General features: G+C 70.1%; 17 protein-coding genes. 10 read left to right on the forward strand and 7 right to left on the reverse strand.

Annotated features, from left to right (window positions below; all coding sequences use genetic code 11):
- Positions 1-20: 20 nt before the first annotated feature.
- Entirely contained in the window at positions 21-1,031 is a 1,011-nt protein-coding gene (locus tag ACWA14_RS03010) for an FUSC family protein (RefSeq protein WP_463795996.1), read from the reverse strand.
- A gap of 63 nt (positions 1,032-1,094) precedes the next feature.
- Between ACWA14_RS03010 and ACWA14_RS03015 the strand changes: the two genes are divergently transcribed.
- Positions 1,095-2,432, forward strand: a complete 1,338-nt coding sequence (locus ACWA14_RS03015) for a M20/M25/M40 family metallo-hydrolase (RefSeq protein ID WP_463795997.1) — start codon at positions 1,095-1,097, stop codon at positions 2,430-2,432.
- Positions 2,433-2,489: 57 nt separating this feature from the next.
- Complete coding sequence (locus ACWA14_RS03020; RefSeq protein WP_463795998.1) at positions 2,490-3,950, forward strand: MFS transporter; 1,461 nt, start codon at positions 2,490-2,492, stop codon at positions 3,948-3,950.
- 124 nt (positions 3,951-4,074) lie between these two features.
- On the opposite strand, the gene ACWA14_RS03025 is transcribed toward ACWA14_RS03020, so the two are convergent.
- Positions 4,075-4,479, reverse strand: a complete 405-nt coding sequence (locus ACWA14_RS03025; protein ID WP_463795999.1) for a VOC family protein — start codon at positions 4,477-4,479, stop codon at positions 4,075-4,077.
- Positions 4,480-4,511: 32 nt separating this feature from the next.
- A complete protein-coding gene (locus ACWA14_RS03030) occupies positions 4,512-5,279 on the reverse strand; it encodes a siderophore-interacting protein (protein WP_463796000.1) in 768 nt (255 codons plus the stop codon).
- 105 nt (positions 5,280-5,384) lie between these two features.
- Here ACWA14_RS03030 and ACWA14_RS03035 point away from each other — a divergent pair, with 105 nt between their 5' ends.
- From ACWA14_RS03035 to ACWA14_RS03050, 4 genes are read left to right on the forward strand one after another with little or no spacing between them, the layout of a single operon-like run.
- Positions 5,385-6,371 carry a siderophore ABC transporter substrate-binding protein gene (locus tag ACWA14_RS03035; protein WP_463796001.1) on the forward strand — a complete coding sequence of 329 codons (987 nt, stop codon included), beginning with the start codon at positions 5,385-5,387 and terminating at the stop codon, positions 6,369-6,371.
- 53 nt (positions 6,372-6,424) lie between these two features.
- The gene (locus tag ACWA14_RS03040) at positions 6,425-7,414 is read left to right on the forward strand and encodes an ABC transporter permease (RefSeq protein WP_463796002.1); all 990 of its coding nucleotides are present in this window, start codon (positions 6,425-6,427) and stop codon (positions 7,412-7,414) included.
- Positions 7,407-8,459 carry an iron chelate uptake ABC transporter family permease subunit gene (locus ACWA14_RS03045; protein ID WP_463796003.1) on the forward strand — a complete coding sequence of 351 codons (1,053 nt, stop codon included), beginning with the start codon at positions 7,407-7,409 and terminating at the stop codon, positions 8,457-8,459. Before ACWA14_RS03040 ends, ACWA14_RS03045 begins: the two co-directional genes overlap by 8 nt.
- Positions 8,456-9,211 (forward strand): iron ABC transporter ATP-binding protein, encoded by a 756-nt coding sequence (locus ACWA14_RS03050; protein ID WP_463796004.1) that lies wholly within the window; start codon positions 8,456-8,458, stop codon positions 9,209-9,211. Before ACWA14_RS03045 ends, ACWA14_RS03050 begins: the two co-directional genes overlap by 4 nt.
- A gap of 43 nt (positions 9,212-9,254) precedes the next feature.
- On the opposite strand, the gene ACWA14_RS03055 is transcribed toward ACWA14_RS03050, so the two are convergent.
- From ACWA14_RS03055 to ACWA14_RS03065, 3 genes are read right to left on the reverse strand one after another with little or no spacing between them, the layout of a single operon-like run.
- The gene (locus ACWA14_RS03055; RefSeq protein WP_463796005.1) at positions 9,255-9,461 is read right to left on the reverse strand and encodes a hypothetical protein; all 207 of its coding nucleotides are present in this window, start codon (positions 9,459-9,461) and stop codon (positions 9,255-9,257) included.
- 36 nt (positions 9,462-9,497) lie between these two features.
- Positions 9,498-10,457 (reverse strand): DNA-3-methyladenine glycosylase family protein, encoded by a 960-nt coding sequence (locus ACWA14_RS03060; protein ID WP_463796006.1) that lies wholly within the window; start codon positions 10,455-10,457, stop codon positions 9,498-9,500.
- A 43-nt stretch (positions 10,458-10,500) separates the two neighbouring features.
- Positions 10,501-11,214 carry a winged helix-turn-helix domain-containing protein gene (locus tag ACWA14_RS03065; protein ID WP_463796007.1) on the reverse strand — a complete coding sequence of 238 codons (714 nt, stop codon included), beginning with the start codon at positions 11,212-11,214 and terminating at the stop codon, positions 10,501-10,503.
- A gap of 328 nt (positions 11,215-11,542) precedes the next feature.
- Between ACWA14_RS03065 and ACWA14_RS03070 the strand changes: the two genes are divergently transcribed.
- The 4 genes from ACWA14_RS03070 (at position 11,543) to ACWA14_RS03085 (ending at position 16,850) form a co-directional block, all read left to right on the forward strand.
- Positions 11,543-11,851: a GNAT family N-acetyltransferase gene (locus ACWA14_RS03070; protein ID WP_463796008.1), complete on the forward strand. Its 309-nt coding sequence runs from the start codon at positions 11,543-11,545 to the stop codon at positions 11,849-11,851.
- A gap of 54 nt (positions 11,852-11,905) precedes the next feature.
- A complete protein-coding gene (locus ACWA14_RS03075; RefSeq protein ID WP_463796009.1) occupies positions 11,906-12,373 on the forward strand; it encodes a DIP1984 family protein in 468 nt (155 codons plus the stop codon).
- A gap of 305 nt (positions 12,374-12,678) precedes the next feature.
- On the forward strand, positions 12,679-13,848 hold the full coding sequence (locus ACWA14_RS03080; RefSeq protein WP_463796010.1) for an exonuclease SbcCD subunit D: 1,170 nt from the start codon (positions 12,679-12,681) through the stop codon (positions 13,846-13,848).
- Positions 13,848-16,850 carry an AAA family ATPase gene (locus tag ACWA14_RS03085; protein WP_463796011.1) on the forward strand — a complete coding sequence of 1,001 codons (3,003 nt, stop codon included), beginning with the start codon at positions 13,848-13,850 and terminating at the stop codon, positions 16,848-16,850. Before ACWA14_RS03080 ends, ACWA14_RS03085 begins: the two co-directional genes overlap by 1 nt.
- Positions 16,851-16,886: 36 nt before the next feature.
- Here the strand turns inward: ACWA14_RS03085 and ACWA14_RS03090 are convergent, their stop codons facing one another.
- Complete coding sequence (locus ACWA14_RS03090) at positions 16,887-17,444, reverse strand: phosphorylase family protein (protein WP_463796012.1); 558 nt, start codon at positions 17,442-17,444, stop codon at positions 16,887-16,889.
- Between the last annotated feature and the right edge of the window lie 62 nt (positions 17,445-17,506).

The following is a 17,506-nucleotide window of genomic DNA, read 5'->3' on the forward strand; positions in this document are numbered from 1 at the left end:
TCGTCGGGTGCAACCGGCTCCTACGGCCGGCTGTTCCCCGGCCGGGGGTGCAGGATCCCGGAGGCCGCACCGAGCGCGGCCCCCACGACCGTGTCGATGATGCGTTCGATCGCGATGTCGGTCGAACCGATGGATCCGGTCGCCGCTCCCGTCAGCAGCAGCACCAGAGGCGTGATGAACACGAGGGCCAGGGCGTAGTTGCGCACGACGACGAGCTCGATCGTGAACTGCAGCGCGCCGAGCAGAACCGCGAGCCACAGCCCGCCCGGATGCAGCAGGGAGAGGACGAGGTAGAGTCCGGCGCCGAGGACGGTGCCCAGCATCCGGTGCATGCCTCGGTGCAGTGCCGCTCGGCGCGCCGCAGCGACGCCGATCACCGCGATGCCGGAGCCCACGATCCAGTAGGTGCGCTCGGGGTCGATCACGATGCCGAGCAGGACGCCGAGCACCGCGACGATCGCCACCCGGAGCAGCAGCAGCCGGGAGTCGGCGGTCAGGGCGGGGCCGGGCAGGAGTTCGCGCAGCGGCCGCGCCCTGGTGGCGCGGGTGCGGGCGAGCACGAGCGGCGTCATCGCGACGAGGTAGGAGAAGAGGCATCCGGACGCGAGTGCCGCGAGGTAGCGGACCGGGCTGATCGCGCCGGTGTCGAGCACGTGGCCGGACAGCCCGAAGACGAGTACGAAGAACAGCGGTCCGGGCGGTCCCAGGCGGAACCCGAACGACAGCGCCGCGCTCACGACGGCGACCACGACGACACCGATGCCGGCGAGCAGGTCGTCGCCGGCGGTCAGCGCGCCCAGTGCGGCGGATGCCAGGAGTCCCGCGGCGACGAAGGGCAGAACCCGTGCCCGGTCGACGACCGCGGCGGAACCGGCGAACAGGACCGTGAAGGCCCCGGAGGCCGCGACGTATCCGAGCGACGCCTCTCCGAGCAGCGTCATCACCGCGATCGGCACCGCGATACCGAGCGCCGCCTGAGTGGCGAGCGGCCAGCGCGGCCCCGGGGACGGGGCGAAGGCGAACAGGCTCACCGCTCCATTGTCCTCCTGGCGGGACCTCGAACCCGCCCACCCACCCTCGCTACGATGACGACCGTGACCTCACCCACCGTGCGCCCCGGTATCGACGAGCGGCTCTCCCGCATGATCCGACTGCCGACGGTCTCGGCGGAGCGTGAGCAGCGCGGCGCCGAGCCGTTCGAGGCTTTCGTCGCCCTGCTCGCCGAGCTCTACCCACGCATCCACGCGGAGCTGTCGCTCGAGCGGCACACCGATCTCGGTCTGCTCTTCCATTGGCGGGGGCGCGGTGCGGCCTCGGACGGTCCGCTCGTGCTGATGGCGCATTTCGATGTGGTGCCGGTCGACGAGAGCGATGCCTGGACGTACCCGCCGTTCGCCGGGGTGATCGCCGACGGCATCGTCTACGGACGCGGTTCCCTCGACGACAAGGGTCCGTTGATCGTGGTGATGGAGGCGGTCGAGAACCTGCTGGCCGACGGATTCGTGCCGGCGCGCGACGTGTACCTGTCGTTCGGCGGCAACGAGGAGACCTACGGCCACGCCGCCCAGGAGATCGCGGCGGTGCTGCGCGGGCGCGGGATCGTGCCGTGGCTCGTTGTCGACGAGGGCGGTGCGGTGGTCGATGCGCCGCTGCCGTTCGTTCCCGGCCGTGCCGCGATGATCGGCGTCGGCGAGAAGGGCGTCCTGACCGTGCGGCTGACGGCACGGGGCGAGGGCGGGCACGCCTCCGCGCCGCCGTCGCTGACCGCCGTCCGCCGGATCGCCCGTGCGGTCGACCGGCTCGGCCCCACCACGTTCCGCCCGCGGGCCTCGACCGCCGTGCTGCGCATGCTCTCGCGGCTGGCTGATCAGACCCCGGCGCCCGCGCGGTACCTGCTGCGTCTGCTCGGCTCCGCGCCTCTGCTGACCGCCCGGCTGTTCGCCCTGCTCGGTGGGGAGCCGGCGGCGCTCGTCCGCACCACGGTGGCCCCGACCCTGCAGTCCGGCGGCACCGCGGCCAACGTGCTGCCCTCGCAGGCATCTGCCACCGTGAACCTGCGGATCGCGCTGGGCGAGACCACGCAGCGCACCGTGCTGCGCGTGCGTCGGCGCATCCGCGACCCGCTCGTCTCCGTCGAGGTGATCGAGGCGAGCGAGCCGTCCCCGGAGTCGTCGACCGAGAACGCGCAGTTCGCGCTGCTCGCCGACGCGCTCGCCGTGTCGCATCCCGGGGTTCCGGCGGTGCCGTACGTGATGATGGCGGCGACCGATTCGCGGCACTTCCACCGCTTCTCGCCCGCGGTGTACCGCTTCGCTCCGCTCGAGATGTCGAATGCGCAGCGCGCGTCCATCCACGGTGTCGACGAGAACGTCGAGGTGGTCGCGCTGGAGCGCGGGGAGCGATTCCATCGCGCCCTTCTCGAACGGCTATAGGGTGATCTCACCCGCCCCTCGAACTGCTCAGGGGCCGAGCGATGAGCAGGAGACGCGATGACGCGCACGCGGACACTGGGAACCCTCGCGGCCGTCGTCGGGTACCTCGCCTTCGTCGAGTTCACGAGCGGTGTCCTGCAGGGGTACTACACCCCGATGCTCTCCGACATCGCACGGCACCTCGGCATCCACGACGCGGACGTGAACTGGCTCGAGGGGGCCCAGCTCATGCTTTCCGCGTTGGTCGTCCCGGCGTTCGCGAAGCTCGGCGACATGGTCGGTCACAAGCGGATGCTGCTCATCTCGACCGCGCTCACGGCGGCGGCCGCCCTGGTCCTGCCGTTCACCGATTCGTTCGAGGTGTTCCTCGTGGCGTGGGCGCTGATGGGCTTCTACGTGGTCTGGCTGCCGCTCGAGATCGCCCTGATCTGGTCGCGCTCCCGGCGGATGGAGGGCCGGTCGACGATCACCGCCAAGGCCGCCGGGCTCCTGGTCGCGGCGCTGGAGGGTGGCGCGATCATCGGTGCTCTCGTGGGCGGCGCGCTGATCGACGCCCTGCCGCTGACCATGGTGCTGCTGGTGCCCGCCGTCCTGATCGTGGTCTGCTTCTTCGTGATCCTGCTCGGGGTGAAGGAGTCGCCGGAGCCGGCCGGGGGCGTGTTCGACACGGTCGGCCTCATCCTCATCTCCCTCGCACTCGTGTGCTTCACGGGCGGGCTCAGCCTGCTGCGTCTCGAAGGCGGACTCGTCAACCCCTGGTCGTGGGCGGTAGTGCTCCTCGGACTCCTGCTCGTCATCCCCTTCGTGCTGTGGGAACTCCGCCACGTCGATCCGCTCATCGACGTGCGCATGTTCCGCTCGCCCGCCCTCGGCCCGGTCTTCCTCACCGCCGGTCTCTTCGGAGTCAGCGTGCTGGGCGCGCAGGCTCCGCTGTCGACCTTCGCCCGTACCGACCCGGCGGTCTACGGATACGGTCTCGGCACGACCGGGTTCGCGACCTCGCTCATCATCGGCGTCTATCTGATCGCGATGATCGGGGGTGCGCTGACGTTCCCGATGTTCGCCCGCCGGCTCTCTCCGCGTCTCACTCTCATGGGGGCGTCCGTCCTGGTCGGGCTCGGCTTCCTGCTGTTCCTGCCGAACCACGACACCTACGCGCAGGTCGTCACCAACATGGTGATCGTCGGGCTCGGATCCGGTGCTCTCGTCGCCGCGCTGCCCGCCGCCGCCGCGTCCGCCGCGCCGGCGTCGCAGACCGGAGTCGCCACCGGACTGACGAACTCGGTCAAGACGGTCGGTGGCGCGATCGCCTCCTGCGTGTTCGGTATCGCGCTCCTCCACGGTGTCGCCACCACGGCCGGTGGAGCCGAGGGGACTGCGGGGTCGCTCGCCGGATACTTCACGGTATGGATCGTGTGCGGCGTGACAGCACTCGTCGCCGCGGTCGCGCTGGTGTTCGTGCCCAAGACGGCGTTCACCGATCGCACGGTCGAGGCCGAGGTCGCGCCGATCCTCTGACCCGACTGCCGAGGGCCGCGCTCCGTCGCGATCGTCGCCGACGGTGTGCGACATGAGCGCGTGCACCTCGAGGTCGAGTCCTGCGAGCTTCGAATCCGTGGTGTCGGAGCGGGCGTTCAGGCAGTCACGCGGGATCGCGCGGCGGGTTGTGCATGAACTCGATGCGGATGCCGTCGGCGTCCTCGACGAACGACGCGTAGTAGCGGTCGGTGTAGCGGGGGTACTCCTTCGGGGCGCGCACGGCGGACCACCCGGCCTCCCGCGCGACGGCATGCAGTCGATCGACCGCGTCGCGGGAGTCCATCGCGAACGCGAGGTGCTGCCACCCGATCCGACCGTGCCGGTGCGGTTCGGAGGTCTCATCCCACGCGTAGAGGATGATCTCGGTCTCGTCGCCGTTGTTCCACGAGATCGAGTGGTCGTCCTCGCCGCCGCTCCGATAGCCCAGCGCGGTGAGGACCGGATGGAACTGCGCTCGGCCGCGCTCGAGGTCGGCGACGGTGATGCCCAGGTGATCGAGGAGAGCCATGCGGTCAGTCTTCCAGGAGCGCGCAAGCGGCACTAGTGCGGAGCGTGGTACTCCGCTTCGTCGCGCTTCCAGTACCCCTTCACGACGGCCTTCGCCGTGTCCACGCCCCAGCGCTCGAGGAGTGCTCGGCCCGACTTGACGATCGACTGCTCCGCGGCGATGAAGACGAAGGGGTCGTCGCCGCGGGTGTCGTCGTCGGTGAGGCCGTCGAGGAATGCGATCTGCGCGGACCCGGACGGCGCGTCACCGCGGTGCAGCCACGCGACCTCGACGGGAGCGTCGATCTCGACCTCATGCCCGGCCGAGGCGACCTCGATCACGATGCGCGCCGTCGCCTGCGCCGGAATGAGGGCGGCGAAACGGCGGATGGCGGGGATCGCCGTCTCGTCGCCCACCAGGAACCAGGAGGAGGGAGCGCCGACCAGGACGGCCGAACCGCGGGGGCCGCCGACGCCGATCGGGGAGCCGAGCGGCGCCGTCGCCGCCCACGGTGCAGCGACTCCGGCGTCGCCGTGGACAGCGAACTCGACGTCGAGCCAGTCCTCGCCCCAGGCGAGCGGCGTGTACTCGCGGCTCGGTGCCGCGCGCAGCTCCTCCACGGAAGACACCGGCCCGGTCGGGAAGAACAGTCGCATGTGGTCGTCGGAGCCGGGGGAGTCGAAACCCGCGAGATCCGTGCCGGAGAGGCGGACGCGCACGTAGCCCGGGGCGAGCCATTCGCGGGCGGTCAACGCGGCCATGCGGAAGCGCAGATCGAGTCCGCGGCGCTCGATGGAGAATCCGATTTGCATCTCACTCATAAAGTAAGGCTAACCTATGTTGGAGCGAGGTAAGCATGCCCTTACTTCGCTCCACGCCGGCGCCGTCGGAGCGCGACACCCCCCCCGCAGAACAGGAGCCTCTCCATGTCCATGCCCAGAACCCTCACCGCCACGAGCGCCAGTCTCGTCGGTCTCCTCGCCCTCGCCGGATGCGCCTCCGGCAGTGCCGATGACGCCGAGTCCGCGCCCGCCGCGTCGACCGTGACCATCGAGGACAACTCCGGCGAGCACGAGATCGCCACGCCGCCGGCATCCGTCGTGGCCCTCGACAACCGCACCTTCCAGACGCTCTCCGACTGGGGCGTCGATCTCTCGGCGGCTGCGGTCTCCCTGATGCCCGAGACCGTCTCGTACGTCGACGATGACGCGATCATCGACATCGGTCTGCACAGCGAACCCGATCTCGAGGCGATCGTCGCCGTCGAACCCGACCTCATCATCAGCGGACAGCGATTCACGCAGCACAACGCCGCCATCACCGACCTCGTTCCCGATGCGACCATCATCGACCTCGAGCCCCGCGAGGGGGAGTCCTTCGACGCGGAGCTCATCCGGCAGACCACGGTGCTCGGGGAGATCTTCGGCAAGCAGGAGGAGGCGAAGAAGCTGGTCGACGACTTCGAGGCCGCCATCGAGCGTGCGAGGGCCGCCTACGACGACGCCGACACCGTCATGGCCGTCAACACGTCGGGCGGCGCGATCGGCTACCTCGCTCCGACCGTCGGTCGCTCGCTCGGACCGGTCTACGACATCCTCGGTCTCACCCCCGCCCTCGAGGTGGAGGATGCGAGTGAGGACCACCAGGGCGATGAGATCTCGGTGGAGGCGATCGCCTCGGCGAACCCCGACTGGATGCTCGTGCTCGATCGCGATGCCGTGTTCGCGGACGAGACCCCCGACTACGTGCAGGCGGCCGAGATCCTCGAGAGCTCGGAAGCGCTCGCGGGCGTCACCGCGGTCGCACAGGACCAGATCGTCTACCTGCCCACCGACACCTACCTGAACGAGGGCATCCAGACCTACACGGAGTTCTTCACCGACCTCGCCGACGCGCTCGAGAAGAGCGCCTGACCCGGCGACACGTCGGCGGCCTCCGGAGAGCTCCGGAGGCCGCCTCACCTCTCATGGACACCACCACTGTTCCTCGCGAGCCGATCCGCACGGCGGGTCGGCTGTTCGACGTGAAGCTGCTGCTCGGCGTGCTCGCCGTCGCCGCGCTCCTCGTCGTCTCCCTCTTCACGGGCGTCTACGACATCGCCGGTGCCGCCGACGGCGGCGAGATGTTCCAGATCACCCGCGTCCCGCGCACGATCGCGCTCGTGCTCGCGGGCGCGGCCATGGCCATGTCGGGCCTCGTGATGCAGCTCCTCACGCAGAACCGCTTCGTCGAACCCACCACCACGGGCACGACCGAATGGGCGGGCCTCGGACTTCTCACCGTGATGGTGCTCGTGCCGCAGCCCTCGATCCCGCTGCGGATGCTCGGCGCCGTGATCGCCGCGTTCGTCGGCACCATGGTGTTCTTCGCCTTCCTCCGCCGGGTGTCGCTCGCATCGTCCCTCATCGTCCCGATCATCGGCATCATGCTCGGTGCGGTCATCGGTGCCGTGTCGACCTATCTCGCCCTCGCGACCGATTCGCTGCAGAACCTGGGCGTGTGGTTCGCCAGCAGCTTCACCGCGGTGCTGCGCGGACAGTACGAGATGCTCTGGATCGTCGCGGTGGTGGCGGTGGTCGTCTTCCTGGTCGCGGATCGGCTGACGATCGCCGGACTCGGCGAGGAGATCGCCACGAACGTCGGCGTGGACTACAACCGGATCATCCTGCTGGGCACCGTCCTGATCGCGATCGCGACCGGCGTGGTCACGGTGGTCGTCGGCAATCTGCCGTTCCTCGGGCTCATCGTGCCGAACATCGTCGCGATGATCCGAGGCGACGATCTGCGCAGCAACCTGCCGTGGGTGTGCCTGCTCGGCATCGCGATCGTGACGGTCTGCGACATCATCGGAAGGACCATCATCATGCCGTTCGAGATCCCGGTCTCCCTCATCCTGGGCATCGTCGGCGCGGTCGTCTTCGTCCTCCTCCTGCTCCGGCAGCGCCGTCGTGGCTAGGGCGGCGATCGAGGCCGACGCGAGCGGCCTGAGCAGCCCCGACCGCCGCTCGTCCGGAGCGTTCGTGAGCGGGCGCGCGCGGCGCCGATACCTCGTGGTGCTCGGCGTCCTGGCCGTCACCTCTCTCGTGTCCGGCGCCGGTGTCCTGCTCTGGGACAACCCGATGCCCTTCGGTAGTGACGGGTTCTGGCGCATCGCGAAGCATCGCACGACCAACGTCGCGGTGATGGCCGTCGTGGCGGTCGCCCAGGCCGTGGCGACCGTCTCCTTCCAGACGATCGCGAACAACCGCATCATCACCCCGTCGATCATGGGCTTCGAGTCGCTGTACCGTGTCGTGCAGACCACGACCGTGTATCTGTTCGGCGTCGCCGGGCTCGTGGCGATCCAGGGAGTGGGGCAGTTCGGGCTGCAGATCGCGATCATGGTGGGCCTCGCCATGGCGCTGTACGGCTGGCTGCTCTCTGGTCGGTACGGCAATCTTCAGATCATGCTGCTGGTGGGCATCATCATCGGCGGAGGACTCGGTGCGATCTCCACGTTCATGCAGCGCCTGCTGACACCGAGCGAGTTCGATGTGCTGGCCGCTCGTCTGTTCGGCAACGTCTCGAACGCGGACCCCTCCTATCTGCCGTTGGCCATCCCGCTCTGCGTCGGCGCGTCCGGTCTGATCTGGATGCGGGCGCGGCGGCTCAACCTGATGTCTCTCGGTCCGGACGCCGCGCGATCGCTCGGTCTCGACCATCGCCGAGAGCTGATGATCGTGCTGTTCCTCGTCGCGGTGCTCATGGCGACATCGACCGCTCTCGTGGGACCGATGACCTTTCTCGGATTCCTCGTCGCCACGCTGGCCTATCAGTTCGCCGACACCCACGACCACCGACTGATCTTCCCCGTGGCGGTCCTCACCGCATTCTCGATCCTCGCCGGTGCCTCGTTCGTGATGAAGAACGTCTTCTACGCGCAGGGCATGGTGTCGATCCTCATCGAACTCGTCGGCGGTGTGGTGTTCCTCATCGTCATCCTCAGGAAGGGGCGACTGTGATCGCACTCGACGGCGTGCGCCGTGACTACAGCAGCGAGGTCGCGATCGGTCCGGTCGACCTGGAGATCCCGGCCGGCGGCATCACCGCGTTGATCGGCCCCAACGGTGCGGGCAAGTCGACGCTCCTGACCATGATCGGCCGATTGAACGGGATGGATGCCGGATCGATCGAGATCGCCGGGTACGACGTCGCCTCGACCCGCTCCGCCGACCTCGCGAAGATCGTCTCGATCCTGCGGCAGGAGAACCACTTCGTGACCCGGCTCACGGTGCGCCAGCTCGTCGGCTTCGGCCGGTTCCCGCATTCGCGCGGACGACTGACCCGCGCCGACGAGGCCGTGGTGAGCCGGGCGATCGACTTCCTCGACCTCGGGCCGCTCGAGTCCCGCTATCTCGACGAGCTCTCCGGTGGGCAGCGTCAACGCGCGTACGTCGCGATGGTGCTCGCGCAGGACACCGAGTTCGTGCTGCTCGACGAGCCGCTGAACAACCTCGACATGCGCCACGCGGTGCAGATGATGCAGCATCTGCGTCGGGCCGCCGAGGAGCTCGGGCGCACGATCGTGATCGTGCTGCATGACATCAACTTCGCCGGTCACTATGCCGACCACATCTGCGCGATGAAGGACGGAGCCGTGGTGGAGTTCGGTCCGCCGGAGCAGATCATGACCGACGAGGTGCTGACGCGCGTCTTCGAGACCCCGGTCCGGGTCGTCCCAGGGCCGACCGGCCCGATGGCGGTGTACTACTGAGCCTGGTCGGGCTCCGGTGCCGACCTCGGCGTCGACCGCGGGGTCAGAGCTCGACGCCGTTGTCCTCGTCGTTCACGCCGGCGTTGTGTCCGCGCCGCGATTCGTAGCCCAGGAACCACCCGAGCCAGACGATCGCCGCGAGGACCACGCCCAGCCAGACGTTCTGCAGGATCAGTCCGACGACCACGCCGAGTACGAGCAGCCCGACGGTGACGATCAGGCGGAGACCGGTGCGGCGGCGAGCGTTCATGCTCTCAGCCTAGGCCGTGCTCTGCGCGAGCAGGCATCAGCGGTCGCGGTGGTCTTCCGGGGCCAGACGCGGGCCGCGCCGCGGCTCCATCACTCCGCTGGCGTAGATCAGTCGCACGACCCGCTGACGGTGTCCCGCCCAGGGCTCGAGGAGCGCGATCATCCCGTCGTCATCGGTGCGTGTGCCGGTGAGCGCGTAGCCGACCTGGTGGGCCAGATGGTAGTCGCCGACGCTGACGGCATCCGGGTCGCCGAGCGCGCGGATGCGGGTCTCGGCCGACGTCCACACCCCGATGCCGGGAAGGCTCGTCAGCACGCGATCGCGCTCGTCGCCGGTCGCCGCGGAGCGCAGGGCGCGCTCGATGCTGTCGCCCCGCTGCGCTGCGCGCACGATGGTCCGCGACTGCGGAGGCTCGACTCCGGCGCGCTGCCACTTCCACGACGGGATGAGACGCCAGACGGAGGCCGGGGGCGCGGCGAACAGGGGGCGCGGGGCCGGACCGGGCGCTCGTTCCCCGAAACGGGAGACCAGGAAGCGCCAGGCGCCGAACGCCTGCATGCCCGTCACCTTCTGCTCGAGGATCGCGCAGGCGAGCGCGTCGAACACCTCATCGGTGCGCGCGAGCCGCAGGCCGGGATTGCGGCGCGCGGCGTCGGCGATGAGCGGATGCAGGGAGGCGTCGAAACCGAAGGGGTCGTCGTCGGAGCCGCAGAGCCGCGGCACCCGCTCGAGCGCCTCTCCGGCTCCGGGTCCCCACGCCGAGGCGCGGACCTCGTCGCCGACCGCTCGCAGCGCCAGCGTGGCCAGGCCGGCCGGCGTGCGGAGCGCCCGCCAGATGACGCCGCCGTCGATGACCGTGGTCGGGTCGTTCCGCCCGCGGCGGAGCATCCCCACCGTCCGGAGGAGATCGAGCGGATGAGACGGACGGTAGACGGTCTCCCGCGGAGCCCCGGGAGTCACGGCATCGGCCGCTCCGGCATCCGTGGTCATCGTCATGCGCCCACCCTACGTCGGGTGTCCGACAGGGGGCTCCCCGCGATCAGAACCGGTCGGGGGAGGGGGTGCCGTGACCGTAGCGGATCACGACGTCGGCGTGCCGGTCGAACCGGTAGCCGATGCCTCGCACCGTCCGCACGATGTCCTCGTAGCGGCCGAGCTTGGCGCGCAGGCGGCGCACGTGCACATCGATTGTCCGTTCGCCGGGCGTCTCGTCGTCCTGCGCCTGCCAGAGCGCGGAGACGAGTTCCGAGCGCTCGATCGTGCGGCCCTCGCGGAGCACGAGGTACTGCAGCAGCTCGAACTCCTTGTAGGTGAAGGCGGCGGATTCTCCGTCGATCAGCACGCGCTTGCGCGAGATGTCGACGACGACGCCGCCCTCGACATCGGCGACCTCTTCCTCGGCCGCGGCCTTGGTCCGGGCGATCGCGCCGGGCTCCTGCAGGGCGAGGCGCACGACGTCGAGGTCGCGACCGCCGGAGCCGTGCGGGGCGAGGGCGACCGTGGCGTGCGTCTCGGCGCCGGGAGCGAGCTCGGCGAGAGTGCGGCGCAGGGCGTCGACGAGGAGCGGGAGGCTCACGCCGGCTTCCGCAGCCTTGATCTCGTCGAGCCCGACGTAGAGGGCGAAGCCGCGCGGCGAGCGGACGGCGGGGAGGTCGGCGGTGGCGCCGGAGAGCGGAGCCGTGGGCTCGGGCTGCGGGGTGGTGTTGATCACGGCGGTGGCAGTGGGACGCTCGAGAAGTGCGGTGTTCGACATGATGATGAAGTCCTCTGGACGTATGAGCCGGCGGGGCTCTGATGCGTTGCAGGAATGACCGGGCGGGGCCGGAGGGCGAGCAAAGGGTGGATGCTCGGAGACCCGGTGATCACAGATCGCGATTCACGGGTCGTGCGGGGTGGCTGGTCGTTCAGCTACACATTCGGCAACACATGCCAACGCGACCGGGCATCATCATCCCGGCAGTCCCGTTCGCCTCCTGGGCGGACAAAGGGCGTGCGTTGGTGGTCATGGGGGGATTATGTCCGATCATGTCGGCCCGTGTCAAAACGGCGACACCCGCGTGCGGCGGGCGTACCGTGGAGAGATGACGACTTCGACGCTCGCCGACGGCTTCCTGCTGACCGATGAGAAGGATGCTTCGCGGTACACCCTGACCCGTGACGGAAAGGTGGTCAGCGTGCTGGACTACCGTGACGACGGGAGCACCGTCGCTCTCACGCGAGCCTTCACGATCCCGACTTTTCGCGGTCACGGCTATGCGGGGACGGTCACCGCCGGTGCGGTCGCGGACCTGCTCGCCCGAGGTGATCGCAAGGTCGACGCCGTGTGCTGGTACGTCGCGGACTGGTTCAGCGCGCATCCCGAGCACGCGCACCTGCTGCGGACTCGATGACCGGATGCGCGTGTGACGTCGTGTTACACGCGCCGGCACTGTCAGGATGAACGCATGAAACTCGCAGAGGCCCTGACCGCCCGAGCCGATCTGCAGCGCCGCATCGAGCAGCTGCGCGCTCGCATCACCGCCAACGCGCGTTACCAGGAGGGCGAGGAGCCCGCCGAGGACGCCGCAGCCCTGCTCGTCGACGCCGATGCCGATCTCGAGCAGCTGCGCGACCTGATCCGGCGGATCAACGCCACGAACGCGCGGCTCGACCTCGGGGCGGACGGCACGATGACGGATGCGCTCGCCGCGCGCGATGTGCTGCGTCTGCAGCACTCCCTGCTGGCCGATGCCGCCGCCGCGGCATCCGGATCGAACGACAGCTTCGCGCGCCAGATGAGGTCGGAGCTGCGGAAGATCTCCGCGCTTCCGGTCGCGGAGCTGCGCACGAGGGCCGATGCGGTCGCGCAGGAGTTGCGCGAGCTCGACAACCGGATCCAGCAGGCGAACTGGCTCCACGATCTGAAGGACTGACGGAGCGGAGCGGAGCGGAAGTCGGTAGTCACGACGAAGCGGGCACACCCCCAGCCGGGAGGGGCATTTCCCGGCACAACCGGAGGGCGGAGGGCAGCCCGGATCTCGCATCGCGCAGCCCCGCACACCGCACCGGTGAAAGCGCACAGCGCACCAGGCATCACCACGTGTCGATCGTCATGACGAGGGTGGGTCAGGGGATCTTCCGCTCCCGGACAGGGCGTTCCCGGCTGATTCGGCAGTCGGGAACGGATGCTGCGGCACGCCTGGGGCCGAATGTCGGTGGTCGTTCGTACCGTGTGAGTATGCGCATCCTGCACACCTCCGACTGGCACATCGGCCGCACCTTCCATGGCTCATCGACCATGAACGCGCTGTCCGAGGTGCTCGGAGCGCTCACCGAGCAGGTTCGCGAGAACGCTGTCGATGTCGTGATCGTCGCCGGCGACGTGTTCGACTCGGCCACGCCGTCCGCGGCGGCGTACACGCTGCTCGGCGACGCCCTCGTCGCGCTGCACGGAACCGGCGCCACCGTGATCGTGACGAGTGGCAACCACGACTCCGCCGCCCGACTCGGGTTCCAGGCTCGACTCCTGCGCGAGGGCATCCACGTGCTCACCGACCCGCTCGCGATCGGCACCCCGGTGACCGTCGACGACGTCGACGGTCCGGTGCAGTTCTTCGGAATCCCCTACCTCGAGCCGGCGATCGTGCGTCAGCACTGGCCGGAGGGCGACTCCGACGGCCGGCAGCTGCGCACACAGGCACAGACCATGGCTCACGCGATGCAGCTCGTCCGTGCCGGCATGAGCGAGAACCCGGGGCGTTCGGTGGCGATCGCGCACTGCTTCGCTGCCGGCGTCGACGCCACGGCAGGACTGGAGCGCGAAGTCCGTCAGGGAGGGCTCGACGTCGTGCCGCTCGGCGTGTTCGACGGCCCCGACTATGTGGCGCTCGGCCACATCCACGGCCGGCAGCAGCTCAGCGAGCGCGTCCGCTATGCGGGGGCACCGCTGCACTACAGCTTCGGCGAGCAGCACAAGCCGCGCGGTTCGTGGCTCATCGACCTCGACGCCGGCGGCCTCGCCGCGGTCGACTGGCTCGACCTGCCCGTGCCGCGACGCCTCGTGACATTGACCGGCACGCTCGACGAGATCCTCGCCTCCGAGAACGTCGTGATGCACTCCGCGGATTGGGTGTGCGCGATCTACACCGATGCCCTGCCGCAGACCGAGCCGATGCGTCGACTCCGCGAGAGCTACCCGTTCTGCGCCATGGTGCAGCACCAACCGGTGGCGACCCCCGAGAAGGAGCAGCGCTCGTACGCGCAGCGTCTGCGAGCCGCGGTGACGGACGTCGAGCGGGTCGAGGCCTTCCTCGAGCACGTGCGCGCCGGACACGGAGCGACCGAGACCGAGACCGCGCTGATCCGCGAGGTGCTCGACGAGCGTGTGCGCGCAGACGCCCTCGTCTGATGAGGCTGCACCGTCTGGAGGTCGAGGGCTTCGGCCCGTTCCGGTCGCGCCAGGTCGTCGACTTCGATGCCTTCGCGGATGACGGGATCTTCCTGATCGCGGGGCGCACCGGGGCCGGAAAGTCGAGCATCCTCGACGCGGTGTGCTTCGGGCTCTACGGCGGTGTTCCCCGGTACGACGGCGGGGAGAAGCGGCTGCGCAGCGACCACTCCGGCCCCGATGACCTGTCGGAGGTCGTGGTCGAATTCAGCACCCCGACCGGTCGCTTCCGGGTCACGCGGTCGCCGGAATACCTGCGCCCCGCCAAGCGCGGAGGGGGGCTGACGAAGCAGGCCGCGGCCGTCGGGCTCGACGAGTGGACGGATGCGGGTTGGGTCGGCCGTTCCGCTCGTGCGGTCGACGTGGCGAACGACCTCGATGAGATCCTCCAGCTCAGCAGGGAGCAGTTCCTGCAGGTGATCCTGCTGGCGCAGAACCGGTTCTCCGAATTCCTGCTCGCGAACAGCAAGGATCGCCAGACGCTCCTGCGTCGACTGTTCGGCACGCAGCGGTTCGAAGACGTGCAGGCGCGCTTCGACGAGCGCCGACGCGCCGCGGAGCAGTCGCTCGGCGCGAGGACCGCGACGGTCACGGCCCGACTCGAGGAAGCCGAGCGGCTCGTCCGCAGCGCGGATCTCACGGGTGATGCCGAGGACTCGGCGGCGTCGGAACAGGAGCCGGATGCTGTGGCCCCCGGCCGCACGCCGTCGACCGATGAGCGTCTCGCCGAGCTCCGCCGGGCCCGGGCCCGAGCGGACTACCGCGCGGAGGGACGGGCGTTCGAGCGCGACGAGGCCGAGAAGCGCTCGGCCGCGGCAGACACCGCACTCGCCGCCGCGCGCGAGGAGCGCCGCGACCAGGCGGAGCGCGAGCGCGCCCGCACGGCGCTCCAGCTGCTCGATGACCAGGAACCGCAGATCTCGGAGGCTCGCGACGAACTGGCGAACGCGCGCTCGGCGGAGATCCTCCGGGGGCCCATCCATGCGGCCGCACGAGCCCGCCGCGCCTTCGCCGACGCGGCTGAAGCGTTGCAGACCGCTCGATCCGCCTGGGACGTGTTCGGCATCACGACCGACGACCTCGACGACTGGGTCGCTCAGCGCACCGCGGAGATCGGCGCGTGGCAGCGGGCACGTGTTCTGGAAGAGGAGGCGCCGACGCTCCGCGCCGAGCTGCAGCGTGCCGACGCCGACATCGTCGCGGTGGAGGCTCGGATCGAGGTGGCCGAGATCGCACGCGCGGCGGCTCCGGCCGAGCTCGCAGAACTCACCGCGGCGCGCGACGAGGCACGGCGAGCTGCCGACCGGGCACCGGACCTTCTCGCGGCGACGAACGCGGCCGAGGCGCGCTGGGCCGCGAGCCAGGAGGCCGCGCGGCTCGAAGCGGCTCAGCAGGCCGCAGAACGCGCCCTCGCCGAGGCCACCACCGCGCACGCCGACGCACAGAACATCCTCGCGAGCCTCCGTGCGCGACGACTCGACGGGTTCGCCGGAGAGCTGGCATCGGGGCTCTCCGACGGGGCAGCCTGCCCGGTATGCGGCGCGCATGAGCACCCCGCACCCGCACCGCACACCGACCCGGTCTCCGCAGAAGACATCGCCGGCGCCGAGCGCGTCCGCGATGAGGCGGCCGAGCGGGAACGCGCCGCCACGGCGTCGGCATCGACCGTGCGTGCCGAGCTCGCCGCCGCGGTCGCTCGTGCGGACGGTCGCACCACCGACCAGGCGGCCGCCGAGCGCGACGCGGCCAGGACGGCGCACGCGGAGAGCATCGCCGCCGCGGAACGTCAGCGCGTGCTCGACGCGAGACTGCAGGAGCTCGTGGCGCGGACACAGCAGCTCGAGACCGCGCACGTCGCAGACACGGCCGAGCTGGTCTCGGCCCGCGAGAAGCGCGCGCTTCTGATTCAGCGCAACGCCGACGCGGAGGCGGCGATCGCCGAGGCCCGCGGAGACGCGTCCAGTGTTGCGGAGCGACTGGCGGCATCGACGGTCCAGGTGACGGCCGCGCGCGTCCTCGCCGACGCGATCGCCGAGCATGCGCGCCGCGGAACCGCCGTGCGGGACGCGGAGAGGGAGCAGCAGGAGGCACTCGCGGCATCCGTGTTCGCCGACCCGGCGGCGGCAGAGGGAGCTCTTCGCTCCGAAGCCTCCCAGGTGGCGCTCGATGCGCGGATCACCGAGCACGTCGTGCGCCGCGAGAAGGAGCGTGCGATCCTGCTCGACCTCGAACTCCGGATGCTGCCGGACGAGCTCATCGATCTCGCGCCGGTCGAACTCGCCGCCGCCACCGCCCGCGCGGCATGGACGGCAGCGCTCGACGAGGCGGCGCGCGCAGCGGGCACCGCGGAGCGGCTCAGCGGGCTGATCGACTCTGCCGCGTCGGAGCACGCGCGTACCGCAGAGGAGTCCGCCGCGTTCGAGACGATCCGGGGTCTGGCCGACACCATCGCCGGCCGCGGGGCGAACACGCGGAAGATGACGCTCGAGACCTTCGTGCTCGCCGCCGAGCTCGAGGAGATCGTCGAGGCCGCCAACCGCCGACTCGGCGACATGTCGACCGGGCGATACCAGCTGCAGCATTCCGACGCGCTCGCCGCACGGGGCGCGGCTTCCGGTCTCGGGATCGTCGTCTTCGACGCGTTCACCGGACAGAGTAGACCCGCGCAGTCGCTCTCCGGGGGCGAGACCTTCCTGAGCTCTCTCGCCCTCGCGCTCGGCCTCGCCGAGGTCGTCACCGCGCGGGCGGGCGGCATCCGACTCGACACGCTGTTCATCGATGAAGGCTTCGGTTCGCTCGACGGCGACACCCTCGATGTCGCGATGCGCACCCTCGACGAGCTGCGACAGGGGGGGCGCACGGTCGGCGTGATCAGTCATGTCGAGGCGATGCAGGAACAGATCCCCGCGCAGCTGCGGGTGCGGGCGACGCCCGAGGGGCCGAGCGTCATCGAAGCGCGCTGACCATCAGCGCGCTCGACGGTCGGAGCGGCGGTCAGGTCAGACGCCGTACTCCCGGCGGATGACCTCACGCAACTGGACGCTGCAGCGGGCGATCGCCGCGCGGAAGTCGACGAGGGCGCCGTCCTCGGCCCGGTCGGAGATGGCCCGGAAGGCGCGGATCGGCACCCCGAACTTCTCCGCGACCCAGATGTAGGCGTACGTCTCCATGTCGACCAGTCCTGCTCCGGAGGGCCGGATGACGGCCGTGATCCCTGCATCGCCGACGAAGCTGTCGCCGGTGGCGATCAGCACGCCCTCGCGCCCGGTCGACACACGAGCGGGCAGCGAGACGTGCTGACCGGGGACGCCGTCGAGGTCGAAGACGTCGTGCTGCAGCGCGCTCCCGATCTCGTGCACGACCGCTTCGAGGTTCGGGTCGATGCCGCCGGCCGTTCCGACGACGACGACCTCCGTGTACTCCTTGGCGTCGAGGGCGCGGGTGAGGGCGTAGGTGGCCTGCATCTTGCCCTCGCCGGTGACGAGCTGATCGAATCCGTCGAGCTCCTCCGGGAACGCTTCGAGTTCGGATGCCATGGCTGCGACGAGAAGTTTCACCTCGCCATCCTGCCAGGTCGTTCCGGTGGTGCGAAGCCCGCGCGCGTGCGGGCGGTGTCATC

Source organism: Microbacterium sp. TW_SC_2 (genome assembly GCF_055361165.1).

Excerpts from the sequence above, each read along its gene's own strand:
- ACWA14_RS03020 (WP_463795998.1), top strand. The coding sequence starts at position 2,490 with ATGACGCGCACGCGGACACTGGGAACCCTCGCGGCCGTCGTCGGGTAC.
- ACWA14_RS03025 (WP_463795999.1), bottom strand. The coding sequence starts at position 4,479 with ATGGCTCTCCTCGATCACCTGGGCATCACCGTCGCCGACCTCGAGCGC.
- ACWA14_RS03030 (WP_463796000.1), bottom strand. The coding sequence starts at position 5,279 with ATGAGTGAGATGCAAATCGGATTCTCCATCGAGCGCCGCGGACTCGAT.
- ACWA14_RS03035 (WP_463796001.1), top strand. The coding sequence starts at position 5,385 with ATGTCCATGCCCAGAACCCTCACCGCCACGAGCGCCAGTCTCGTCGGT.
- ACWA14_RS03040 (WP_463796002.1), top strand. The coding sequence starts at position 6,425 with ATGGACACCACCACTGTTCCTCGCGAGCCGATCCGCACGGCGGGTCGG.
- ACWA14_RS03055 (WP_463796005.1), bottom strand. The coding sequence starts at position 9,461 with ATGAACGCTCGCCGCCGCACCGGTCTCCGCCTGATCGTCACCGTCGGG.
- ACWA14_RS03060 (WP_463796006.1), bottom strand. The coding sequence starts at position 10,457 with ATGACGATGACCACGGATGCCGGAGCGGCCGATGCCGTGACTCCCGGG.
- ACWA14_RS03065 (WP_463796007.1), bottom strand. The coding sequence starts at position 11,214 with ATGTCGAACACCGCACTTCTCGAGCGTCCCACTGCCACCGCCGTGATC.
- ACWA14_RS03070 (WP_463796008.1), top strand. The coding sequence starts at position 11,543 with ATGACGACTTCGACGCTCGCCGACGGCTTCCTGCTGACCGATGAGAAG.
- ACWA14_RS03075 (WP_463796009.1), top strand. The coding sequence starts at position 11,906 with ATGAAACTCGCAGAGGCCCTGACCGCCCGAGCCGATCTGCAGCGCCGC.
- ACWA14_RS03080 (WP_463796010.1), top strand. The coding sequence starts at position 12,679 with ATGCGCATCCTGCACACCTCCGACTGGCACATCGGCCGCACCTTCCAT.
- ACWA14_RS03085 (WP_463796011.1), top strand. The coding sequence starts at position 13,848 with ATGAGGCTGCACCGTCTGGAGGTCGAGGGCTTCGGCCCGTTCCGGTCG.